The organism is Methylobacterium goesingense (assembly GCF_022179225.1).
In the GTDB taxonomy this organism is placed as follows: Bacteria; Pseudomonadota; Alphaproteobacteria; order Rhizobiales; family Beijerinckiaceae; genus Methylobacterium; species Methylobacterium goesingense.
Genome location: NZ_BPQL01000017.1, coordinates 79039 through 101684 on the forward strand (window position 1 = coordinate 79039; position 22646 = coordinate 101684).

20 protein-coding genes and 1 tRNA gene are annotated in these 22646 nt (G+C 69.1%); 7 read left to right on the forward strand and 14 right to left on the reverse strand.

The window, feature by feature from the left end; all coding sequences use genetic code 11:
- Nucleotides 1–16 precede the first annotated feature (16 nt).
- Nucleotides 17–1210, reverse strand: coding sequence for a patatin-like phospholipase family protein (locus MFF30_RS03645; RefSeq protein ID WP_238276682.1), 1194 nt, complete (start codon nt 1208–1210; stop codon nt 17–19).
- 442 nt (nt 1211–1652) lie between these two features.
- Between MFF30_RS03645 and MFF30_RS25900 the strand changes: the two genes are divergently transcribed.
- Both MFF30_RS25900 and MFF30_RS03660 read left to right on the forward strand, forming a co-directional pair.
- Nucleotides 1653–2774 carry a histidine kinase dimerization/phosphoacceptor domain -containing protein gene (locus tag MFF30_RS25900; protein ID WP_283205853.1) on the forward strand — a complete coding sequence of 374 codons (1122 nt, stop codon included), beginning with the start codon at nt 1653–1655 and terminating at the stop codon, nt 2772–2774.
- Nucleotides 2771–3226, forward strand: a complete 456-nt coding sequence (locus MFF30_RS03660) for a response regulator (RefSeq protein WP_238276683.1) — start codon at nt 2771–2773, stop codon at nt 3224–3226. Before MFF30_RS25900 ends, MFF30_RS03660 begins: the two co-directional genes overlap by 4 nt.
- A gap of 46 nt (nt 3227–3272) precedes the next feature.
- Here the strand turns inward: MFF30_RS03660 and MFF30_RS03665 are convergent, their stop codons facing one another.
- From MFF30_RS03665 to MFF30_RS03685, 5 genes are all read right to left on the reverse strand, one after another.
- On the reverse strand, nt 3273–4616 hold the full coding sequence (locus MFF30_RS03665) for a dicarboxylate/amino acid:cation symporter (protein ID WP_238276685.1): 1344 nt from the start codon (nt 4614–4616) through the stop codon (nt 3273–3275).
- 350 nt (nt 4617–4966) lie between these two features.
- Nucleotides 4967–6397 (reverse strand): aspartate ammonia-lyase, encoded by a 1431-nt coding sequence (aspA, locus tag MFF30_RS03670; protein ID WP_238276758.1) that lies wholly within the window; start codon nt 6395–6397, stop codon nt 4967–4969.
- A 228-nt stretch (nt 6398–6625) separates the two neighbouring features.
- Complete coding sequence (locus MFF30_RS03675; RefSeq protein ID WP_238276688.1) at nt 6626–7525, reverse strand: LysR family transcriptional regulator; 900 nt, start codon at nt 7523–7525, stop codon at nt 6626–6628.
- 93 nt (nt 7526–7618) lie between these two features.
- Nucleotides 7619–9358 (reverse strand): bifunctional protein-serine/threonine kinase/phosphatase, encoded by a 1740-nt coding sequence (locus MFF30_RS03680; protein ID WP_238276690.1) that lies wholly within the window; start codon nt 9356–9358, stop codon nt 7619–7621.
- Nucleotides 9359–9417: 59 nt separating this feature from the next.
- A complete protein-coding gene (locus MFF30_RS03685) occupies nt 9418–10254 on the reverse strand; it encodes a formate/nitrite transporter family protein (protein ID WP_238276692.1) in 837 nt (278 codons plus the stop codon).
- Nucleotides 10255–10597: 343 nt separating this feature from the next.
- Between MFF30_RS03685 and MFF30_RS03690 the strand changes: the two genes are divergently transcribed.
- From MFF30_RS03690 to typA, 4 genes are all read left to right on the forward strand, one after another.
- Nucleotides 10598–11926 carry an MFS transporter gene (locus MFF30_RS03690; protein WP_238276694.1) on the forward strand — a complete coding sequence of 443 codons (1329 nt, stop codon included), beginning with the start codon at nt 10598–10600 and terminating at the stop codon, nt 11924–11926.
- A gap of 33 nt (nt 11927–11959) precedes the next feature.
- Nucleotides 11960–13504 (forward strand): galactarate dehydratase, encoded by a 1545-nt coding sequence (gene garD, locus MFF30_RS03695; protein ID WP_238276760.1) that lies wholly within the window; start codon nt 11960–11962, stop codon nt 13502–13504.
- Nucleotides 13505–13608: 104 nt separating this feature from the next.
- Nucleotides 13609–14904, forward strand: coding sequence for an MFS transporter (locus tag MFF30_RS03700; protein ID WP_238276696.1), 1296 nt, complete (start codon nt 13609–13611; stop codon nt 14902–14904).
- A 157-nt stretch (nt 14905–15061) separates the two neighbouring features.
- Nucleotides 15062–16882: a translational GTPase TypA gene (gene typA, locus MFF30_RS03705; RefSeq protein ID WP_238276712.1), complete on the forward strand. Its 1821-nt coding sequence runs from the start codon at nt 15062–15064 to the stop codon at nt 16880–16882.
- Between the two features lie 163 nt (nt 16883–17045).
- On the opposite strand, the gene MFF30_RS03710 is transcribed toward typA, so the two are convergent.
- Nucleotides 17046–18701 carry an acyl-CoA synthetase gene (locus tag MFF30_RS03710; protein WP_238276714.1) on the reverse strand — a complete coding sequence of 552 codons (1656 nt, stop codon included), beginning with the start codon at nt 18699–18701 and terminating at the stop codon, nt 17046–17048.
- Between the two features lie 206 nt (nt 18702–18907).
- On the opposite strand from MFF30_RS03710, the gene MFF30_RS03715 reads away from it, so the two are divergent.
- The gene (locus MFF30_RS03715) at nt 18908–19297 is read left to right on the forward strand and encodes a type IV pilus modification PilV family protein (protein WP_238276716.1); all 390 of its coding nucleotides are present in this window, start codon (nt 18908–18910) and stop codon (nt 19295–19297) included.
- A gap of 138 nt (nt 19298–19435) precedes the next feature.
- On the opposite strand, the gene MFF30_RS03720 is transcribed toward MFF30_RS03715, so the two are convergent.
- From MFF30_RS03720 to MFF30_RS03750, 7 genes are all read right to left on the reverse strand, one after another.
- Nucleotides 19436–19786, reverse strand: coding sequence for a 4-fold beta flower protein (locus MFF30_RS03720; protein ID WP_238276718.1), 351 nt, complete (start codon nt 19784–19786; stop codon nt 19436–19438).
- A gap of 7 nt (nt 19787–19793) precedes the next feature.
- Nucleotides 19794–20144, reverse strand: coding sequence for a hypothetical protein (locus tag MFF30_RS03725; RefSeq protein WP_238276720.1), 351 nt, complete (start codon nt 20142–20144; stop codon nt 19794–19796).
- Nucleotides 20145–20244: 100 nt separating this feature from the next.
- A complete protein-coding gene (locus MFF30_RS03730; RefSeq protein ID WP_238276722.1) occupies nt 20245–21060 on the reverse strand; it encodes a transglutaminase-like domain-containing protein in 816 nt (271 codons plus the stop codon).
- Nucleotides 21061–21155: 95 nt separating this feature from the next.
- Nucleotides 21156–21419 carry a hypothetical protein gene (locus tag MFF30_RS03735; RefSeq protein WP_238276724.1) on the reverse strand — a complete coding sequence of 88 codons (264 nt, stop codon included), beginning with the start codon at nt 21417–21419 and terminating at the stop codon, nt 21156–21158.
- A gap of 274 nt (nt 21420–21693) precedes the next feature.
- Nucleotides 21694–21885 carry a hypothetical protein gene (locus MFF30_RS03740; RefSeq protein WP_238276726.1) on the reverse strand — a complete coding sequence of 64 codons (192 nt, stop codon included), beginning with the start codon at nt 21883–21885 and terminating at the stop codon, nt 21694–21696.
- 24 nt (nt 21886–21909) lie between these two features.
- The gene (locus tag MFF30_RS03745; protein ID WP_238276728.1) at nt 21910–22122 is read right to left on the reverse strand and encodes a hypothetical protein; all 213 of its coding nucleotides are present in this window, start codon (nt 22120–22122) and stop codon (nt 21910–21912) included.
- A 320-nt stretch (nt 22123–22442) separates the two neighbouring features.
- Nucleotides 22443–22519, reverse strand: a tRNA-Arg gene (locus MFF30_RS03750).
- Nucleotides 22520–22646 lie beyond the last annotated feature (127 nt).

Below are 22646 nucleotides of genomic sequence, written 5' to 3' on the forward strand. Positions count from 1 at the left end.
GCGACCGCGCGTGGCCCTACTGAGCGACCGTGACGGAGGCCTTCACCAGGGGTGCCACCGGCACGCTCTTACGCCAGAACGTACCGGTGCGGCCGCTGGCGTAGCCCGCCTCGTAGAGGCTGCGCATGTAGCCGGTGTCGAAGCCGCGCGCGTTCGAGGTGCTGGGCGCGGTCTCGTCGATATAGGCGAGGTTGAAGCCGATGCCGTTCGCGCGCGTGAAGGCGTAGGTGGAGGCGAGGGTGGCGCGGCTGCGGGCACGGCTCGCCGTGGTGAACGAGCGCTCGACGATGGAGAGGGTGTTGTTCTGGGCCAGATCGAATTCCGGCTCCAGGCGCCCGTTGATGATGACGTAGATGTCGGACTTCGCCCCCGCCTTGAAGCGGCCGTCGCGCAGCAGGAACGATTGCGGAAGCGTGAAGACCGGCGTCACCACGGAGCCGTCGACATGCATCTCCTGGAAGGTGCGCTGCGCGGCCTGCACGTCGATGAGCTGGGGCGGGAACACCGCCGGGATGCTGGCAGAGGCCGTCAGCACGTCGGTGAACAGGTCGATCGCCGCAGGCCCGCCGCTGGTGGCGATGGCGCCCATGTTCCAGATCACGGCGCGCTGGGTGTCGAGGTTCGTCGTCACCACGAGGAGGCGCCGACCCTTGGCGTGCTGGGCCGCGATCGCAGCCAGCAGGTCCGGCGTCACGTAGCGGCGCACGAGGTTGCGCAGGCGCCCATCCCCGAACAGGCCGGAGCCGAACAGCACGTTGGCGAAGCTCGGCGACTGCACCAGGGTCGAGGCGATGCCGCTGGTGTAGATGTCTTTCAGGTAGGCGTCGTATTCCGGGCCCACGAAGGCGAAGGGCGCGATGAGCGCACCCGTGGACACGCCGGAGACCAGAGAGAATTCCGGGCGCTTGCCGGATTCGGTCCAGCCGTTGAGGAGGCCGGCGCCGTAGGCCCCGTCACCGCCGCCGCCCGAGAGTGCGAGGTAGGCGAAGGGCACCCGGCCGTTCTGCGGGCGCGCCGACATTTCCGTGAAGGTCTGTTCCGAGGCGTCCGCGTAGGCGCGCACCGTCGGGTCCAGCCCCACCGGCACGGCGGCGGCCGCCTCGCCGGCGGTATAGGGGATCCGTGGCGTCGACCCGCAGGCGGCGAGTTGGCCGGCGAGGAGCAGGGCGACGAGGCCCCGCGACCATCCGAGACGACGCATGTTCGACATGTCCACTGCCAGGAATTCCACTGCCAAGAATTCGAATCGAGGAATTCGTACGCCCGCCTGCTTGGAGCGTAGCACGGAAAACGAGCTTGGCCGTTCGTGCGTTCCGGCCACGCTTCACGACGGTGCGGGATGTGGCGCGCGGGCCACAAACGCCGGCGGTCGCGGGTCGCCGCCCGCCGACATGTGCGACGGATCCGCCGCAGCGTCTGGTTTCAAAGGAGAATGAACCAACTGGACGGATCGCCAGTTGACAGGTCCGAACGGCGACGGTTGCGGGTCGCCATCCTCATCCGACATCCCGGTTTGTCACCGCGGGCCTTGTCCCCGTCGCGCGCCCGCACCCTTGCGTGGGCTGCGCCACCTGCTCGGGGACGGCCTGCGGTCGTGAGCGGCGCGGGCGTGAATCAACATCCGTGCGCGGCACGAGGAGGAGACGGAGGCGATGGAACGAGACGACGCGTGGCACATGACGGACGACCTGATGGTCGAGGACGGCAAGGGCGATCCCTTCGCCGCCGCCATCCGCGCGACGCGGATGCCCATGATCGTCACCGACCCGCGCCGAGACGACAACCCCATCGTCTTCGTCAACGACGCCTTCCTGCGCCTCACGGGCTACGAGCGCGACGAGATCATGGGCCGCAACTGCCGCTTCCTGCAGGGCCCGGATACCGATCCCAACGCCATCCGTCAGCTGCGCGAGGGGGTGGATGCCCGGCGCGACGTCGCCCTCGACATCCTGAACTACCGCAAGGACGGCAGCCCGTTCTGGAACGCCCTCTACATGAGCCCGGTCGTCACAAAGGGGGGCGATCTGCACTACTTCTTCGCATCGCAGCTCGACGTGACGGACCGGGTCGACGCGCAGATGCGGACGCAGAACGAGAAGGAGCATTTCGAGCGCGAGGTCGCCAAGCGGACGCGCGAGTTGTCAGAGGCCCTGGCGGCCAAGACCATGCTCGTCCACGAGGTCGACCACCGGGTGAAGAACAACCTGCAGATGGTGGCCTCCCTCCTCACGATGCAGACCCGGAGCATCACCGACCCGGCCGCGCGCGACGCGATGAAGTCGATGCTGACCCGGGTCGAGGCCCTGGGGACGGTGCATAAGCGCCTCTACCAGTCGCACGACGTCGAGCGCTTCGATGTCGCCGAGTTCGCCCGCGAACTCGCCACCGATCTCGTGCGTGGCTCCGGCCGGGCCGGCATCACCCTGCATCTCGACCTGGAACCCGTGGAGGTGCCGGTGGAGAAGGCTCCGCCGGTGGCGCTGATGATGAACGAACTCATCACCAACGCCCTCAAGCACGCCTTTCCCGACAATCGGCCCGGCCGCCTCTCGATCACGGTACGGCCGGACGGGCGCCACTTCGCCATCCGGATCGCCGACGACGGCGTCGGCATGCCCCACGACATCGTGGGCGCGCGCTCCTTCGGCAAGCGCCTGATCGAGAGCCTGGCACGCCAGCTCACGGCCAACATCGCCTGGAAGCCGAACCACCCCGGAACCTCGATCGACCTCCGCCTGCCGCGGGAATCCTCGGGCGCGAAGGCCGGCCCGTGAGCGAGCCTCTCCGGGTCCTGATCGCGGAAGACGAGGCACTTATCCTGATGCAGCTCGAATTCCTCGTCGAGGATGCGGGGCACCGGGTAGTGGGCACCGCCGCGACCTCCGACGAGGCGATCCGCGTCGCCCGGGAGACGCAGCCGGACCTCGTCTTCGTCGACCTGCAGCTGCGGGGCGGCTCCTCGGGGATCGACATCGTGCGAGGGCTGCGTGACGATCCCGGCCTGACCCTGGTCTTCGTCACCGCCAACGCCCAGCACATCGCGCAGGATCTCGAGGGCGCGGCCGGGGTAATCCCCAAGCCCTACACGGAGGCCGTGGTCTTCGACACGCTCTCGTATTTCGAGGAATGCGTGCGGCGGCCGCCACCGCGCCAGCCCGTGCCCCTCGGCCTGCGGCTGGCCCCGGCCTACCGGGCCGCCCTCGCGCGCGGCCGGGACGCCGAATAGGCGAAGCCCCGATGCGCGGGGCGCATCGGGGCTTCGCGTCGGCCCGTCAGGCCCGGGCGGCGCCGACCGCGAGGGCATCGACCCCCGTCGGCGCGGTTCCCGCATCGGTGGGCTCCGCCCCGGTCTCCTCGCCCATCTCGCCCTGCCACTGCGCCACCGCGGCCGTCGCCAGACCGTTGCCCAGCACGTTCGTCACGGTGCGGCCCATGTCGAGGATCTGGTCGACGCCCATGATGAGCAGGATGCCGGCCGCGGGCAGCCCGAACATCGGCACGGTGGCGGCCACCACCACGAGGGAGGCGCGTGGCACGCCGGCGATGCCCTTGCTCGTGATCATCATGACGAGGAGCATGGTGAACTGCTCGGCGACGCCGAGATGGATGCCGAAGGCCTGGGCGATGAAGAGGGCGGCCATCGCCTGATACATCATCGAGCCGTCGAGGTTGAACGAGTAGCCGAGCGGCAGCACGAAGCCGGTGACGCGGGGGCGCACGCCGAACTTCTCCAGCACCTCGACGGTGCGCGGGAAGGCGGCCTCGCTCGATGCGGTGGAGAAGGCGAGGATCATCGGGGCGCGCAGGAGGTCCAGCAGCCGCACCACCCGGTTGCCCAGCGCCAGCCAGCCCGCGCCGATCAGGATCACCCAGAGGATGGCGAGGCCGAGGTAGAACGCGCCGATGAACTTGCCGTAGTCGATGAGAACGCCGAGGCCCTGGACCGTGATCACGGCCGCGATGGCGGCGAAGACGGCGAGCGGCGCGAGCCGCATCACCGCGTCGGTGACGGCGAACATCACCCGGGCCAGCCCGTCGATCATGTGCACCATCGGGTCGGCGTAGCGCCGGTCGATCACGCTGAGGCCCGAGCCGAAGAAGATCGAGAAGACCAGGATCTGCAGCACCTCGTTGGTGGCCATGGCCGAGACGATGCTGGTCGGAAAGACGTGGGTGAGGAAGTCGCGCAAGTTGAGGGAGGCGGCCTTCAGCCCGGTCTGCGCGCCCGCATCCGGCAGGGGCAGGGCGAGGCCGGCGCCGGGCTGGAACAGGTTCGCGACGAGGAAGCCCAGCGACAGCGACACGATGGAGGCCGTGAGGAACCAGCCCATCGCCATGGCGGCGACCCGGCCCACCGAGCGCGTGTCGCCGAAGCTCGCGATGCCCGACACGATGGTGGCGAAGACCAGGGGGGCGATGATCATCTTGATCAGCCGCAGGAAGATGTCCGTGCAGAGGGTGAAGTACCCGGCGATCTCCTTGGCTTCCGCCGGCCCGGCCGCCGTGCCGTGCAGCACGGCGCCGACGGCGATGCCGAGGATGAGGCCGATGCCGGTGTAGAGGGTCAGGCGGCCGGGCTTCTTGCGGTCGTCCTGTGTTGCTGCGATCTGTGCCATGGTGTTCCTCCCAAAATGGCGATGTTGGCGTCCGTGACGGCGCGCGCGGTCAGGGGTTTCGGTATGGGTCATGGCGTGACCCGGATCTCGCGCGAAGGGCCGCGCGGGTTCCCCTCTCCCCGCTTGCGGGGAGAGGATCACAGGCACCCCGTCGTGCCTGCGATGAGCGGAGCGAGGGTGAGGGGGCGATTTCGGAACGGGCTCCTACGGGATAAGCCCGCTCACCGTCGGCTGCCGCCTCGACGCGCCGACGACGAGGTCGTCGCGTCCCTCTCCCCGCAAGCGGGGCGAGGGAATGCGCACGCATTGCTGCGGTCCCACCGGGTCCCTCGTTCCGCGATTGCCCGCCCTCAGGCCGCCGCGAAGGCCTGCGGCCGGGTCAGGCGGTCCGGCTGGAGCACGGCGTCGAGCTGCTCCTTGGCCATCAGGCCCTTCTCGAGCACGAGCTCGTAGACGCCCCGCCCGGTGGCATGCGCCTCCAGGGCGACGGCCGTGGCATTGCGGTAGCCGATATACGGGTTGAGGGCGGTGACGATGCCGATCGACTGCTCGACGCTGGCGCGCAGGCGCTCGCGGTTGGCGGTGATGCCCCGGACGCAGTGGACGTCGAGGGTGATGCAGGCCGCGCGCAGGTGCGTGAGGCTGTTGAACAGGCTGTAGGCGATGATCGGCTCGAAGGCGTTGAGCTGGAGCTGGCCGGCCTCGGCCGCGAACGTGATGGTGACGTCGTTGCCGATCACCTCGAAGGCGACCTGGTTGACCACCTCGGGGATGACCGGATTGACCTTGCCGGGCATGATCGAGGACCCGGCCTGGCGCGCCGGCAGGTTGATCTCGTTGAAGCCGGCGCGGGGGCCGCTGGAGAGGAGCCGCAGGTCGTTGCAGGTCTTCGAGAGCTTGACGGCGACGCGCTTGAGCACGCCGGACAATTGCACGAAGGCGCCGCAATCCTGGGTCGCCTCGACGAGGTCCTCGGCCGTCTCCAGGGGAATGCCGGTGATCTCGGACAGCCGCGCGCAGACGAGGGCCGCGTAGAGCGGATGCGCGGTGATGCCGGTGCCGATGGCGGTGGCGCCCATGTTGATCTCGCGGATCAGCAGCGCCGCCTCCCCGAGCCGGGCCTCGTCCTCGCGCAGCATCAGCGCGTAGGTGCCGAATTCCTGGCCGAGCGTCATCGGCACGGCGTCCTGCAACTGGGTGCGGCCCATCTTCAGGATGTCGGCGAATTCCGTGGATTTGGCCGCGAAGCTGGCGCGAAGGCCCGCCATGGCGTCGATCAGCTGGCGGATGGCGCCGGTGGCGGCGATCTTCAGGGCGGTCGGGTACACGTCGTTGGTGCTCTGGCCCATGTTGACGTGCTCGTTGGGGTGCAGGTGCTCGTAGGCGCCGCGCGGATGCCCCAGGATCTCCAGCGCCCGGTTGGCGATGACCTCGTTGGCGTTCATGTTGGTGGAGGTGCCGGCCCCGCCCTGGATCAGGTCCACCACGAACTGCTCGTGCAGGGCGCCGGCGCGGATCTCCTCGCAGGCCGCCACGATGGCCTCGGTGCGGGTCGGGTCGAGGAGGCCGAGTTCGCGGTTGGCGAGCGCCGCCGCCTGCTTGATCGCCGCGAGTGCGTTGATGAGGTCCGGGCAGTCGGCGAGCGTCCGGCCGGTGATCGCGAAGTTCTCGACCGCCCGCAGGGTGTGGACGCCGTAATAGGCTTGCGCCGGCACCTCCCGGTCGCCCAGGAGGTCGTGCTCGGTGCGGGTGGGGCGGGCGCTGGCGGGAACCTGGGTCACGGGTCGCTCCTCGGGCGTGCGGATGCGATCCGGCACGCGGTGCTGGTTGAAAACGGGCACGTGGACGCCTCGGCGCGCTGCCGCTGGCGGCCGCACCTCGGGTCTTCGTGAAAGGTCGGATGGACGTCGCCCCCGCACCGCGGTGCGGGTCGGCCGCGGCTCAGATCGCCGCTGGGGAGGGGATTACGCTCAAGTCGCGCGCACCGCCAATGCTAGTTGCGACCGAGACTATTCTTGAAGTGCATAGTTTGGTTCGTCGAGGGCCGCCGCTGCCCAAACATGGTCGAGAAAGGGCCGCGCCCGCTCGGCGCTGCGGTAGAGCCGGATCTCCATCAGCATCTCGGAACTGACCACGTCGAGGGCGCCCGAGGCGATCTCGGCGGCGACCAGACTCACGGGCAGCCAGGCCACGCCATGGCCGGCCAGCGCCATCGAGCGCAGGGCTTCCGCCATCGAATTCTCGTTGGTGTGGATCGGGTAGGTGACGGGTGCCCCCTCCTTGGACTGGGCAATGGCCGCGAGCAGACCGAGGAACGAACCGCGCGAATATTGGAGTAGGGGCCGCCGGCCTTCGGAATCCGGGGCGAGGCCGTGGGGAGCGGCCACGGCCACGAGGCTGTCGCGCCCGATGATCCGGTAGGGGTAGCGCGCCGGGTCGAGGGGCATCGGGATGCCCGGATGGTGATAGGTCAGCAGCAGGTCGTAGCCGCCTTCCACCAGGGCCTGGACGCAGATGTTGAAGTTGTCGGGGAGGACCCGGCTCGCCATCGGCCCCACCGCCTCGCGGATGCCGTTGAGCCAGCGGGGCAGCACGGACAGGCAGAGGGAGTGGAGCGCCGCGATCGTCACCACCGGCAGGCTGGAGCGCTCGCTGCGATTGCGGAAATCCGCGCGGCTCAGGGTGAGGAGGCGCAGCACCTCCTCGGCGGTCTCGAGGAACTGGCGGCCATCCGACGTGAGGGTGATCGGGTAGGTGCTGCGGTCGAGGAGCACCGTGCCGAGCCAGACCTCCAGGGAGCGGATGCGCCGGCTGAAGGCCGATTGCGTCACGGCTCGCAGCTCCGCCGAGCGCGAGAAGCTGCGGGTCTCGGCGAGGCTGAGGAAATCCTCGATCCACTTGAGTTCCATCGCCGCTCCCACCGGATCGTAAGATGAGACAGCTTATACGCTTCGCGGGCGCTTGTGCCGGTCTTCGATCCTGCGCGGCGTCCGCGACCCGGTTCAGGCCCTGGATCGCACCAGGAGGTAGACGACGGCCACCGCGAGGACGAGGGACACGAGCTTCCAGAACAGCACCGGATCGCGTTCCAGGAGTGCCGCCCGCCGGACCCCCGGCAACGAGGGGTTGGGGTGCCGCAGATCGTGGACGAAGGCGGAGAGCGCGTCGTAGCGCTGGGCGGGCCTCGGATGCACCGCCTTGCGCAGGGCCGCATCGACATAGGCCGGCAGGCCGGCGCGCGCGGCGGCGACGGAGCGGTAATGCAGGCGGTCGGCCCGCGCCGGGCTGAAGGCCCGCGCTGCCTCCGTGCCGTAGGGCAGATGCCCGGTGAGCATCTGATAGGCGATCACGCCCACAGAAAAGATGTCCGAGCCCGGCGTGGCGGGACGTCCCGCGAGGCATTCCGGCGCGGCGTATTGGATCGTCCCCTGCACCGATTCGTCGATGACGGGATCGTCCTCCGCGAGCCCGCCGATCCGGGTGGAGCCGAAATCGATGATCCGGACGGTGCCCGCCGCGTCGATCAGGATGTTGTGGGGGCGCAGGTCCCGGTGCACCATCTCGCGCCGGTGGAAGGCCCGCACCCCGACCGCGATCTGCTCGACGATGCCCCGCACCGCCTCCAGCTCCGGCCTGGGGTTGTCGCGCATCCACTGCGCCAGGGTCCGGCCCTCGACGTAGTCCATCACCGTGTAGAGGTGGCTGCGCCGCCGCGTCTGCGGCGGGGCCGACAGCACGTGTGGGCTGTCGATGCGCCGCGCGACCCACTCCTCCATCATCAGGCGCCGCAGGCCGGCCGGATCGGCCTGCAGGTCCGTCGACGGCACCTTCAGGGCGACCGGGCGCCCGCTCTCCGGGTCGGTCGCGAGGTAGACGTGGCTGCGGTGGCTGGCGTGCAGCGTGCGCAGCACCCGGTAGCCGTCGAAGGTGGTCGGCGGATCGAGGACGGGGGCGGGGGGCAGGTCGTCGACCCGGCCCGAAAGCTCGGCCGCCTCGCCGTCCGGCAGGGCATCGATGCGCACGATCTGGACGGTGAGGTTGTCGTCGCTGCCGTTCTCGTAGGCATGTCGGGCGATCTCCTGGGCAGCCCGGTCGAGATCGTCGCCGTGGCGGGTGATCTCCGCGACGATCGCCTCGGGCCGTATGTGCTCGTGCACGCCGTCCGTGGTCAGGACGAAGACGTCGCCCGCCTCGAGGGCGACCGTGCGATGATCGATCTCCACATGGGCGGCGGCGCCGAGCGCGCGGGCGAGGTAGGATTCCTGGGCCGAGACGACGACGCGGTGGTCCTCGGTGAGCGCCTCGAGGGAGCGCCGGACCACGCGCGAGACGCGGGCGTCGCCCACGTGGAAGATGTGGGCGGTTCGCGACTTCAGGACGAGGGCCGTGAAAGTGGTCACGTAGCCGCGATCCCGCGATCCGTCGGGATCGTGCAGGTGACGGTTGCGCCGGGTCTCGGCGTGGAGCCACGAATTCGTGGCGGCGATGACCCGGCTCGCCGCCGTCCTGACGGACCAGGAATCGGGCGTGTCGTAGTAATCGGCGAGGAAGCTGCGGACCGCCGTCTCGCTGGCGACGTGGCTGACGGGGCTGCTGCCGATCCCGTCCGCGATGGCGACCACGCCGCCCTTGAGCAGGAGCGCGGCGCGCTCGGGCACGAGGGCGCCGTGGAAATCCTGGTTGGTCTCCTTGCGGCCCCGGGTGCTGTGCTGGCCGAGGGAGAGCGTCAGAGTCGCGGGCATCCGTCGCTCCCGGCGGTCGGGTCCGGCGCCCCGCGGCGCGGGGCCCGGCCGGTCGCGTGTCAGGCGGCGAGGCGGCGCTCGGCCTGCGCGGCGTTCCGCTTCGGGGCCGTGCGGACGTGGGTCGTGTAGAGGGTCAGGCCGGTGAAGGCGAGGCCGCCGATGAGGTTGCCGAGCACGGTCGGGATCTCGTTCCAGAAGAAGTAGTCGGCGATCGAGAACTGGCCGCCCATGAGCAGGCCGAAGGGGAACAGGAACATGTTCACCACGGAGTGCTCGAAGGTCATGTAGAAGAACACCATGATGGGCATCCACATGGCGATCACCTTGCCGCTGACGGTCGTCGAGATCATCGCGCCGACGACGCCGGTGGAGACCATCCAGTTGCACAGCATGCCGCGGATGAAGATCGTGAACCAGCCGCCGACCCCGTGCGCGGCATAGCCGACCGTGCGCCGCTCGCCGACATGGGCGATGAACTCGCCGACCTTGTCGGCCGGTGCCGTGAAGCCGAACGTGAACACGAAGCCCATCATGAAGGCGACGGTGAGCGCGCCGAGGAAGTTGCCGAGGAAGACGAGCCCCCAGTTGCGCAGCACGCCGCCCCAGGTCACGCCGGGCCGTCCGTCGAGGAGCGCGAGGGGCGCCAGGACGAAGACCCCCGTGAGCAGGTCGAAGCCCAGGAGGTAGAGCATGCAGAAGCCGACCGGGAACAGGGCGGCGCCGAGGATCGGGATGCCGGTCTGCTGCGTGATCGTGACCGCGAAGACCGCCGCCAGCGCCAGGATCGCCCCGGCCATGTAGGCGCGGATGATGGTGTCGCGGGTCGACATGAAGATCTTGGCTTCGCCTGCATCCACCATCTTGGTGACGAACTCAGCAGGGGCGAGGTAGGCCATAGTGGTTCCTTTTCGGCTTGGCGTTTTTGCGGCGCTCGCCGGACGGGCAGGGGCAAGCCCACCTTCCGGCCGCGCTCCATTGCGCGGCCCGCAGCAGGGGATCGGTGAGGCGCCGGCACGGCGGCCGGCACGCGTCATCTCGCAAAGTTCGAGTTCGCGTCCTTCAGGCCTGCAAGATCCGGACCGCTCCGCGCCCACCCCTCCGCACCGGATCGATACCCGTTCGGCATCGATCGATCCCTTGATCGCATTGGACGAATTATAAGTCCCATCATAACCCTGGTCGCCAAAGGACGCTGGGCTCGACGCAGCGCCGACACAACAATGCTTCCGGGTGGAAACGATGGCGCTGGCTCTAACGCTGGAGGCGCGCGCGCAGGGTCGCGTGCGCTGGGGCATCCTCCTGATGCTGTTCGTGACCACGGTCGTGAACTACGCCGACCGGGCCATCATCTCGATCGCCGGCACGCCGATGTCCCAGGAACTCGGGCTGACCCCGGTGACCCTGGGCTACATCCTCTCCGCCTTCTCCTGGTCCTACGTCGCCGCGCAGATGCCCGGCGGCTGGATGCTCGACCGCTACGGCTCCAAGTGGGTCTATGCGGGGGGCATCTTCTTCTGGTCGCTGTTCACCCTGGCTCAGGGCTGGGTCGGCTTCCTCGGCGGCGGCGCGGTTGCCGCGCTCTTCATCCTGCGATTCCTCGTCGGCATCGCGGAGGCGCCGTCGTTCCCCGGCAACGCCCGCATCGTCACCGCCTGGTTCCCCAGCGCCGAGCGCGGCAAGGCCAGCGCGATCTTCAATTCCGCGCAATATTTCGCCCCCGTGCTGTTCGCGCCGCTGACTGCCTGGGTCACGCACGAATTCGGCTGGCGCTACGCCTTCATCGTCATGGGTGTCATCGGCATCGTGCTCGCGGTGCTCTGGGTCCGCGTCATCCACGATCCGGCCGACCACCCGACCGTGACGCGGGCCGAGCTGGACCACATCGCCTCCGGCGGCGCGCTTCTCGCCCTCGATGCGGCCAAGCCCGCCGAGAGGAAGGGCTTCGACTGGGGCGTGGTGCGCCAGCTCCTGTCCAACCGTATGCTGGTCGGCATCTACGTGGCGCAGCACTGCATCAACGTGATGACCTACTTCTTCCTGACCTGGTTTCCGATCTACCTCGTCAAGCAGCGCGGCCTCACCGTGCTCCAGGCCGGCTTCGTCGCCTCGCTGCCGGCGCTCTGCGGCTTCCTCGGCGGTATCCTGGGCGGCGTCATCTCGGACGCGATCCTGAAGCGCACCGGCTCGCTCACGAAGGCCCGTAAGATCCCGATCGTGGCCGGCATGCTGCTTTCGATGTCGATCATCGCCTGCAACTACGTCGATTCGCCGGCCTTCGTGATCGGCTTCATGGCGCTGGCCTTCTTCGGCAAGGGCATCGGCGCGCTCGGCTGGGCGGTGATCTCGGACACCTCGCCCAAGGAGGCGGCGGGCCTCAGCGGCGCCATCTTCAACATGTTCGGCAACACCGCCGGCATCACCACGCCGATCGTCATCGGCTACCTCGTCCAGGCGTCCGGCTCGTTCAACGGCGCCCTGGTCTTCGTGGGCTGCAACGCGCTGATCGCGATGATCGCCTACCTCGTCATCGTCGGCGAGATCCGGCGCGTCGAACTCCGCAAGGCCTGAAGGGACACGACCATGCTCGGCGAACCGGCCGCCATGACTGAGAACACCGGGGACACGCCCCGCACCCTGCGCCTGCGCGCAGACGACAACGTCGCCATCGTGGTCAACGCCTTCGGGTTGCCCGCCGGAACGGTCTTCGCCGACGGACTGACCCTGCTGGAGTTCGTGCCGCAGGGGCACAAGGTGGCGCTCGTCGATATCCCGCAGGGCGGCACGGTGGTGCGCTACGGCGAGGTGGTGGGCATCGCGCTGCGCCCCCTGCCGCGCGGGTCCTGGGTCGAGGAATCCAGCGTCGAGACGCCGGTGGCGCCCGACCTCGACGCCTTGGAGAAGGCGACCCGCGTGCCCGCCCCCCTGCCGCCGCTCGACGGCTACACCTTCGAGGGCTACCGCAACCCGGACGGCTCGGTCGGCACCAAGAACATCCTGGCGATCTCGATCAGCGTGCAATGCGTGGCCGGCACCCTCGACGTCGCCATCCGGCGGATCAAACAGGAGCTGTTGCCGCGCTACCCCAACGTCGACGACGTCGTCGGCCTCACCCACGCCTATGGCTGCGGGGTCGCCATCAACGCCCCCGAGGCGGTGATCCCGATCCGCACCCTGCAGAGCCTCGCCCGCAACCCGAATTTCGGCGGCGAGGTCATGGTGGTCGGCCTCGGCTGCGAGAAGCTCGTCTCCGAGCGCCTGCTGCCGGCTGGCGACGTCGCCGCCGATACCGGCGTGGTGCGCCTGCAGGACGAGCGCCACGCGGGCTTCGGGATGATGCTCGACAGCATCATGACCATGGCGGAGGCCCGCCTCGAAGTGCTCAACCGGCGCACCCGCGAGACCTGCCCGGCCGCCGACCTCGTGGTCGGTCTGCAATGCGGCGGCAGCGACGCCTTCTCGGGCGTCACCGCCAACCCGGCCCTCGGCCACGCCGCCGACCTGCTGGTCCGCTGCGGCGCCACCGTGCTGTTCTCCGAGGTGACGGAGGTGCGCGACGCCATCCACCTGCTCACCCCCCGGGCCGCGAGCCCCGAGATCGCCGATGCGCTGATCCGCGAGATGGCCTGGTACGACGATTACCTCGCCAAGGGCGGCGCCGACCGGCGCGCCAACCCCTCGCCGGGCAACAAGAAGGGCGGGCTCAACAACATCGTCGAGAAGGCGCTGGGCTCGGTGGCCAAATCCGGCACCTCCGCCATCACGGGCGTGCTCGCGCCGGGCGAGCGGGTGCGCGACAAGGGCCTGATCTTCGCCGCGACCCCCGCGAGCGACTTCGTCTGCGGCACCCTCCAGTTGGCGTCCGGCATCACACTCCAGGTCTTCTCCACCGGGCGCGGCACGCCCTACGGCCTCGCGCACGCGCCGGTCATCAAGGTCGCGACCCGCACCGAGCTGGCGGAGCGCTGGTCCGACCTCATCGACCTCGATGCCGGCCGCATCGCCACGGGGCACGCCACCATCGAAGAGATGGGCGAGGAACTCTTCCGCCTCATCCTCGACGTGGCGAGCGGGCACAAGCAGCCCTGGTCCGATCGCTGGGGCCTGTTCAATGACCTGACCCTGTTCAACCCGGCGCCGATCACCTGAGGGCGGCCCGTGCCTTGCGGAGCCCTGGCGCGCGGGATGTGGGCGGCTAAGCTGCCCCTTCGCCCGATCCCGCTGCCCCAACGTCCCGGTTGAGCAAGGTCCCCATGAGCCCGACGCCCGACGCCGCCCCACGCCAGCCCGCGCGGGCCGCCATCGCGGCCTTCGTCGGCACCACCATCGAGTGGTACGACTTCTTCATCTATGGCACCGCCGCCGCCCTGGTGTTCGGGCCCCTGTTCTTCGCCGAGGCGACGCCCTTCGTGGCGACGCTCGCGGCCTTCGGCACCTTCGCGGTGGGCTTCCTCGCCCGCCCCCTCGGCGGCCTGGTCTTCGGGCATGTCGGCGACCGGCTCGGACGCAAGAAGGCCCTCGTCGTCACCCTGGTGATGATGGGGCTCGCCACCACCGGCATCGGCCTGTTGCCGACCTATGCCAGCATCGGGATCTGGGCGCCCATCGCGCTGGTGTGCCTGCGCATCCTCCAGGGCATCGCGGTGGGCGGCGAGTGGGGCGGGGCGGTGCTGCTCGCCGCCGAGCACGCGCCGACGGGGCGCGCGACCTTCTTCGCATCCTTCGCCCAGCTGGGGAGCCCGGCCGGGCAGATCCTGTCGCTGCTGGCCTTCCGCCTCGCCGGGCTGATGGACAAGGAGAGCTTCCTCGCCTGGGGCTGGCGCCTGCCGTTCCTCGTCAGCGTCGTCCTGCTCTTCGTCGGTCTGTTCATCCGCCTCGGCGTCGGCGAATCGCCGGACTTCGAGAAGAGCCGCGCGGCGGGGCCGGCACCGGCGCCGATCCGGGAGGTTCTGGCGACCGCCCTGACGCCGCTCGTGCTGGCGGCGGGCGCCAACACCTTCGCGATCGGGTCGGTCTACCTCTTCAACACCTTCATGATCACCTACACGACCCAGTATCTCGGCCTGCCCCGGGCGACGATCCTCGACGCGCTGCTGGTGGCGGCCTGCGTCCAGCTGGTGATGACGCCGGTGGGCGCGCGCATCGCCGAGCTCATCCGCAACGAGCGCCTGTTCCTCCAGGGCACCCTGATCTGGGCGATGCTGGCGCCCTATCCGCTGTTTCTCCTCGTGGATCTCGGCTCGGTGCCGGCCCTGATGCTGGGGCTCGCCCTCAACGTCGTCGGCAGCGCCACCTTCTACGCGGTGATCGCCGGCTACGTCGCCGGCGCCTTCCCGACGCGGGTGCGCTACACCGCGATCTCGGTGGCCTATCAGGTCTGCGGCGCGGTGGCGGGCGGGCTCACCCCGATCATCGGCACCATCCTGGCCGAGCGCTTCCAGGGCCATTGGTGGCCGATCGCCGTCTTCGGCACCACCCTCGCGGCGATCTCGTTCGTCTGCGTCACCGCCCTCGGCCGACACCGCGCCCGCGCGGCCGTCCGCGCCTGACGAGGCCCGAAGGCATGGAGGCCCTGCGCCGGCGCCCCTTGCCCCGGAGGCCCACACCTTATATTGCGACGCGATAGCTCGATCCCGTGACCCGGCGCAGCCGGCCGCATTCCTGCGGCCCGTCGCGTGACGGGCTCTTCTCGCTTCCGGATACCCTATGAAGCTTCGCAACATCGCCATCATCGCCCACGTCGACCACGGCAAGACGACGCTCGTCGACAAGCTGCTGTCGCAGTCCGGATCGTTCCGTGAGAACCAGCGCGTCGAGGAACGCGCCATGGACTCGAACGATCTCGAGAAGGAGCGCGGCATCACCATCCTGGCCAAGGCGACCTCGGTCGTCTGGAAGGACACCCGCGTCAACGTCGTCGACACCCCCGGCCACGCCGATTTCGGCGGTGAGGTGGAGCGCATCCTCTCGATGGTGGACGGCGTGATCGTGCTCGTCGACGCCGCCGAAGGCCCGATGCCCCAGACCAAGTTCGTGGTCGGCAAGGCTCTCAAGATCGGCCTGAAGCCGATCGTGGCGATCAACAAGGTCGACCGTCCGGACGCGCGCATCACCGAGGTGGTGAACGAGGTGTTCGACCTCTTCGCAGCGCTCGACGCCACCGACGAGCAGCTCGACTTTCCGATCCTCTACGGCTCGGGCCGCGCCGGCTGGATGGCGACGGCGCCGGACGGCGACCAGACCCAGGGCCTCGCGCCGCTCTTCGATCTCGTGCTTGAGCATGTGCCCCAGGCGAAGGTGGAGGAGGGTCCGTTCCGGATGCTCGGCACGCTTCTCGAAGCCAACCCCTTCCTCGGCCGCATCATCACGGGCCGCATCGCGTCCGGCACGGTCAAGCCGAACCAGGCCATCAAGGTCATGGACCGCACCGGCAAGCTGGTGGAGACCGGCCGCGTCTCGAAGATCCTGGCCTTCCGCGGCCTGGAGCGCGCGCCCATCGACGTGGGTGAAGCCGGCGACATCGTCTCCATCGCGGGCCTCGTGAAGGGCACGGTGGCCGACACCTTCTGCGATCCCCAGGTCGAGACCCCGATCCAGGCCCAGCCGATCGATCCGCCCACCGTCACCATGTCGTTCATCGTCAACGATTCGCCGCTCGCCGGCACCGAGGGCGACAAGGTCACGAGCCGCATGATCCGCGACCGCCTGTTCAAGGAGGCCGAGGGCAACGTCACGCTCAAGATCGAGGAGGCGGCCGACAAGGATTCGTTCTTCGTCTCGGGCCGCGGTGAGTTGCAGCTCGCCATCCTCATCGAGACCATGCGCCGCGAGGGCTTCGAGATCGCGGTCTCGCGTCCCCGCGTGGTGCTCTCCAAGGACGAGAACGACGGCGTGCTGGAGCCGGTCGAGGAGGTCGTGGTCGACGTCGACGAGGAGTATTCCGGCGTCGTCGTGCAGAAGATGTCCGAGCGCAAGGCCGAGATGATCGAGATGAAGCCGTCGGGTGGCTCCCGCCTGCGCCTCGTCTTCCATGCGCCCACCCGTGGCCTCATCGGCTACCAGGGCGAGCTCATGACCGACACGCGCGGCACCGCGATCATGAACCGCCTGTTCAAGGCCTACGAGCCCTACAAGGGTGAGATGCCCGGCCGCCGCAACGGCGTGCTGATCTCCAACGACAAGGGCGAGGCCGTGGCCTACGCCATGTGGAACCTGGAAGATCGCGGCCCGATGATGATCGAGCCCGGCGCCAAGGTCTATCAGGGCATGATCATCGGCGAGCACAACCGCGAGAACGACCTCGAGGTCAACGTGCTCAAGGGCAAGAAGCTCACCAACATCCGCACCACCTCGAAGGACGAGGCCGTGCGCCTGACGCCCCCGATCCGCATGACCCTGGAGCGCTCGCTGGCCTGGATTCAGGACGACGAGCTGATGGAAGTCACGCCGAAGTCGATCCGCCTGCGCAAGACCTACCTCGACCCGAACGAGCGCAAGCGCTTCGAGCGCTCGGGCGGGGTGGCGTAAGCCACCGCGTTTTCAGGATCGATCGAGGAGGCCGGGCATCGTCCCGGCCTTTTCTTTTTGCGACTTGCGGCTTGGTCAAAGGGAGAGGGGGACGACGCGGCTTCCGGGAGAAGCCACACGTTTTCCGGTTCGCTGAATTCAGGCCAACGGGTGGAGCGGCTCTTCACTCCGTCTTCGCCCGCTCCCGCAGCAGGTACTTCTGCACCTTCCCCGTCGAGGTCTTCGGCAATTCGCCGAACACGATGTGGCGCGGGAGCTTGTAGCCGGCCAGCCGCTCGCGGCACCAGGCGATCAGGGCGTCGGCCTCCACGGTGGCGCCGGGCTTCAGCTCGACAAAGGCCATCGGGGTCTCGCCCCATTTCGCGTCGGGGCGGGCGACGACCGCCGCAGCGGAGACGGCCGGATGGCGGAACAGGGCGTCCTCGACCTCGATCGAGGAGATGTTCTCGCCCCCTGAGATGATGATGTCCTTCGAGCGGTCCTTGAGCTGGATGTAGCCGTCCGGGTGCTTCACCCCGAGGTCGCCGGAGCGGAACCAGCCGCCTTTGAACGCGGCCTGGGTCGCCTCCGGGTTCTTCAGGTAGCCGCGCATCACCACGTTGCCGCGAAACATCGCCTCGCCCATGGTTTCGCCGTCCGCCGGCACGGATTCGCAGGTCTCGGGGTCCCGGATGTCGAAGCCTTCGAGCACGGGGTAGCGCACGCCCTGGCGCGCCATCTTCTCCGCGCGGGCGTCCGCGTCCAGGGCGTCCCAGTCCCGGTGCCAGGCATTCACCACGGCCGGGCCGTAGGTCTCGGTCAGGCCGTAGAGGTGGGTGACGTCGAAGCCGGCCGCCCCCATGGCGCCGAGGACCGCCTGGGGCGGGGGCGCGGCGGCGGTGAGAAAGGCGACCCGGTGGGGCAGGGGACGGCGCTCGGCATTGGACGCGTTGAGCAGGAGCTGCATCACGATCGGCGCGCCACAGAGATGGGTGACGCCGTGCTCGGCGAGCGCTTGGTAGAGCGCGCCGGCGCGGACCTGGCGCAGGCACACATGCGTGCCGGCCACCACCGACAGGGTCCAGCAGAAGCACCAGCCGTTGCAGTGGAACATCGGCAAGGTCCAGAGATAGACCGGGTGCTGCCCGAGCGCGCCCGTGATCACGTTGCCGAGGCAGAGCAGGGCGGCGCCGCGATGGTGGTAGACCACCCCCTTCGGGTCGCCGGTGGTGCCCGAGGTGTAGTTCAGGGAGATTGCGTCCCACTCGTCGCCGGGCATCGCCCAGTCCCAGGCCGGGTCGCCCTCCGCCAGCAGGGCTTCGTAGCCGAGGCTTCCCACGGCCTCGCCGGGTCCGGTAAATTCCGGGTCGTCCACGTCGATTACCAGGGGCTTCACCCGGGCCTGGGCCAGCGCCGGGGCCACGATCTTGGAGAATTCCCGGTCGGTGATCAGGACCCGGGCCTCGCCGTGGTCGAGGCAGAAGGCGAGGGCGGCGGCATCGAGGCGGGTATTCAGGGTGTTGAGGACGGCCCCCGTCATCGGCACCCCGTAATGACACTCGATCATCTCGGGCGTGTTGGCGAGGAGGACCGCGACGGTGTCGCCCCGCCCGATGCCCCGCGCCGCCAGCGCCGCGCCGAGGCGGCGGCAGCGCGCGTCGAGTTCACTGTAGCTGCGCCGCAGAGGGCCGTGGATGATGGCGGTGTGGTCGGGAAACACCCGTGCCGCCCGGTCAAGGTAGCTGAGCGGCGTCAGCGGCTGATAATTGGCCGGGTTCCGGTCGAGGTCCCGGTCATAGATCGAGGGCGCGGCCCTGTCGGCCGTCGTCGAGGTGGTCATCGGCGTGTCTCCCTGACCGACAGAGTACCGCGTCCCGGCGATCCGACAACTCCGGCGTCGCGCCGTGCGCGGATGCCCGCCTCGCCTGCGCGACGTGTCTGTGTCAGGATCGGCCCGCGGCGTGATCGCGGGGCGCGCCGGGCCGGCCTCGCGCAGGCCCAGCGATGGGCAGGCCAGCGAAGGGCAGGCCCCGCGAAGGGTATGTGATGCGGAACGCGACGTCGGCCGCGGAGACGGAAGCGGGCTTCACCCTGGTGGAGGTCCTGGTGGCCTTTGCCATCGTGGCCATCGGCCTCGTCACGGCGCTCCAGGTCGCGGGCAGCACGCAGTTCGGCCTTGGTCGGGTCGCGTCCGCGGACATCGTCAGCGACGAGGCGCCGGGCATCGTGGCGCTGCGCGCCGCGCGCGGCCTGCAGGCCGGGATCGAGCAGGGCACCTTCTCCAACGGCGAGCCCTGGACCTTGAGCGTGACGGATATCGGCCCGCAGGCCGGCTGGCAGCGGGTGCCGCCGCTCTGGCGTGTGCGGCTGACCCGGGGCGGCCCGGAGGGGCGTCCGGTCTACGTCACGATCATGGCCGGAACGGCGGGCGGCTGAGGCACCGGGATCGCCGCACGCAGAACCGCGCTTCCGGGAGCAGGCCAGGGGCCGCCGGTTCGGTATCTTGAAAAATGCGCCTTCACCGGCGCACTGCTCGGCGGATCGAGCCGGTGAGCCGGTGAAGTTTGCGCGACGTTAGATCAGATCGGAGAGAACCCGGTCGGACCAGACCAGGGATGCGGAGGGCCGCGGTGGGGCGTCGTGCGGTTCGGCGCGGGACGGCCTCGCGCCACGTGGGCCGGGCGTAGTCTTCGCGCGCCGCTGCGGCTTCTGGGGGCCGCCGACCGCGTCGTGTTCGAAGAGGAGGCATGCGCCGTCCTCATCCGAAATCCAGCCCCGGTCCGCCCAGCCGATGAAGCGACCGTCATAGGCATAGACTTTGTCGTCGAGGATGAAGGCCGCCGCCTTGCCGTTCCAGAGATACAGGGAGCGGCCGTCCTGGCAAAACGCGGCCTCGGAGCCGGCGCGGTCGAAGAACTCGATCATCGACGCCTCACGCTCCGATTGCACCGTTGTGGAGGGTGCGCAGATCGACGTAGCTCATGGTCTCCTTGCTCCAGGTCGGCCCGTCGCAATCGTGCAGCCGCTTGGGCAGGGGCTTGTGCTTGTCGCCCTGGTAGAAGCCCATGACGACGGTCTGACCGTCGGTGTCGTCGCGCTCGATCCGGTAGGCCGGGCGAACCCCCACGCCGAGGCGGCTGAGGCGGACGCGCAGGGTCGGATTGCTGGCCTGGTCGGGGACCATGTTGAGGTAGACGCCCTTCAGGTATTCGAGGCGATCCGCCCTGCGGCCCGCGAGGTCCGCGATCGTGACGTTCTCGGCGAGCATGTCGGTCTGGCTCATGATGGGTCTCTCCGGGTTGGGATGGGGCGCCGCTCGGCGCCAGGGTGTTGGAGTGGGGCGCCTCTCGGCGCCGGGGCTTAAGGAACGCGCGCGGCGCGCGTCAGGCGATGGGCGGGGCTTCCTCGGTCGTGACCACGAACCGGGTCAGGGTGTTGGCCCCGAAGGTCAGGGTGAGCGGCACGTCGGCGGCATCGCGCCCGTAGGCGATCAGGATGCGGCCGATCCGCGAGGCGTTGTTGCGTGGATCGAAGGTGTGCCAGCGGCCGTCGAGATGGACTTCCATCCAGGCCGCGAAGTCGCCCGGGGCGTGCGGCAGCGGTAAGCCGATGTCGCTGACGTAGCCGTTGCAGTAGCGGGCCGGGATGTTCAGGCAGCGGCAGAACGCGATGGCGAGATGCGCGTAGTCGCGGCAGACGCCGCGCTGCTCCTCGAACACGTCGAAAGCGGTCCGCGTGGCGCGCGCATGCTCGTACCCGAAGGTGATCCGGTCGTGCACGTAGTCGCAGATGGCCTGGACGCGGCTCCAGCCCGGAGGAAGATGGCCGAACAGGTCCCAGGCGATCTGCGAGAGACGGTCCGTCTCGCAGTAGCGGCTCCCCAGCAGGAACAGCAGGCTGTCGGTCGGAAGCTTCGCCACGGGCGTCTCCGGCGCGTCGACGCAGGGCTGGTCCCCGCGTCCCGCGTCGCGCACCACCGTCTCAGTCTTCAGCGTGAAGGTGCCGGCCGGCGCTATCATGCGCTGGCACCAGTTGCCGAAGCTGTCGCGGTAGCCCTCCAGAGGCACGGAGGGGCTCGTGACGAGGTGGTCCGGGCGCTCGAGGTCGGAGACCCGCGACGCATGCACGTTGAGGGTCGCGATGACCGGCGTGGGCTGGGGAAACGCGTAGGTCATCTCGCAACCGACAAGGATGCGCATAGGCTTTCTCCGAAGGTATCATCACCGCGGTGATGTCCGCGCATGGCCGTGGCGGGCGGGCCCCGCGTGTTCGAGCGACTGTCGCCCGCCGCTGCTCAGTGCAGCGTCGGGGGCGGCTCCAGGAAGGCGCGCATGCCACCTCCCTCCTCGACGGCTTCCGTGAAGGCGTCGAGGGTATCCTCGTCGGACACGAAGGTGGTGCTCCAGATCGTCGACCATCCCGCCGGATCGATGATCTCCAGGGTCCAGGGGTCCTGCGTGCCGGCGAAACGGTAGACGTTCACCGTGACCGTGATGCCGTCCTGGGTCGCTCGTCCGGTCAGGTCCGAGAATTCCATGTTCGGCTTCTCGTGGGTCATGAGGGGTCTTTCTCGTCGGGCGAGTTCACCGAAGGGATGCGGACGCGTCCCTCTCTCATGAGCCGAAGGGATAGCCTTAGCAGAGTTCTTGCTGAAACGGGTCGAAAAAGCTCGATTCCCGTGCCGGACATCGTCCTCACTCTCCGGCCATTGATCATCGCTCAGCGGGAATGCCGGAAATAGGCCCGGTCCGCCGACGAAAGCCCTTTTCCGGCGGGACACGGACGGGGGAGCCGCGAAGGACGCCTTCGCCGAGACACGCGAGGGCCTGATTCTAAAGGCCCTGGCCGTGCGGGGACAGCTTGGCGACGAGGAAGAGCCCGGCGCCGACCGCGAGAAGGCCTCTGGACAGCCATGAGAAGGCGACGACACCCGCGCCATCGTCCAGCGAGCGCAGGTGGGCGACCTGCGCGAACATCGCGGCCCAATAGGCGGACCACAGGGCGAGGACGGAGGTGAACCACATCGGCCCGTTCGATCCCCCGCCGCCCTAGCTTCCGGTGCGTCGCTCGTGCCGCCAGAGCGCGACGGCCTGCCGCCGTGCCTCGAAGGCGCGACGGATCGGCGTTCCATCCTCGCCCCGGCCCTCCGCGCGGTATCCGAATTCCAGAACGCCGTCCGGACCGAACCGCCGCGTCATCTCGGAGCGCCAGACGCTATCGGTGCGGGCAAGGCACGCTTCGGTCTCAGCCAGTCGGTTCATGGGCATCGTGGCTATCCTGGCATGGCGGGTCATGGAGTTCAACGCGATCCCGTGCCATTCGCTCCCCGAACGCTGCCGGCCACGCGGCCATCGCGCTTCGGCGTTCGAACCGAGGCTACGGCGCGCCGTCGCGTGCACGGGCCGCTCGCCGCCGCACTCGCGTTCCAGGTGCGCGGTCCCGTAGTGGCGTGGCACGAGATTGGCGGAGGCTGGGAGGCGTCGTATACAGGTTCTTCACTGGCGCATTGGCGACAGAATAAAACTGCGCATCGCACGCCGGCCCGACGAGCCCGCCAAATGCTCACAATTCTGTAGGGAAATGGCGCACCCGACACGATTCGAACGTGTGACCTTTGCCTTCGGAGGGCAACGCTCTATCCAGCTGAGCTACGGGTGCTGACCGTGTCGCTCTGGTAGCCCATGCGGCGGCCTTTCGCAACGGGGCAGTGGGGGCCTTTGGGCTCGAGGGGGCTGCGCGGGCCCCAAAGATTCCGGTTGCGAGGTCGATGCGTGACGGGCCCCGG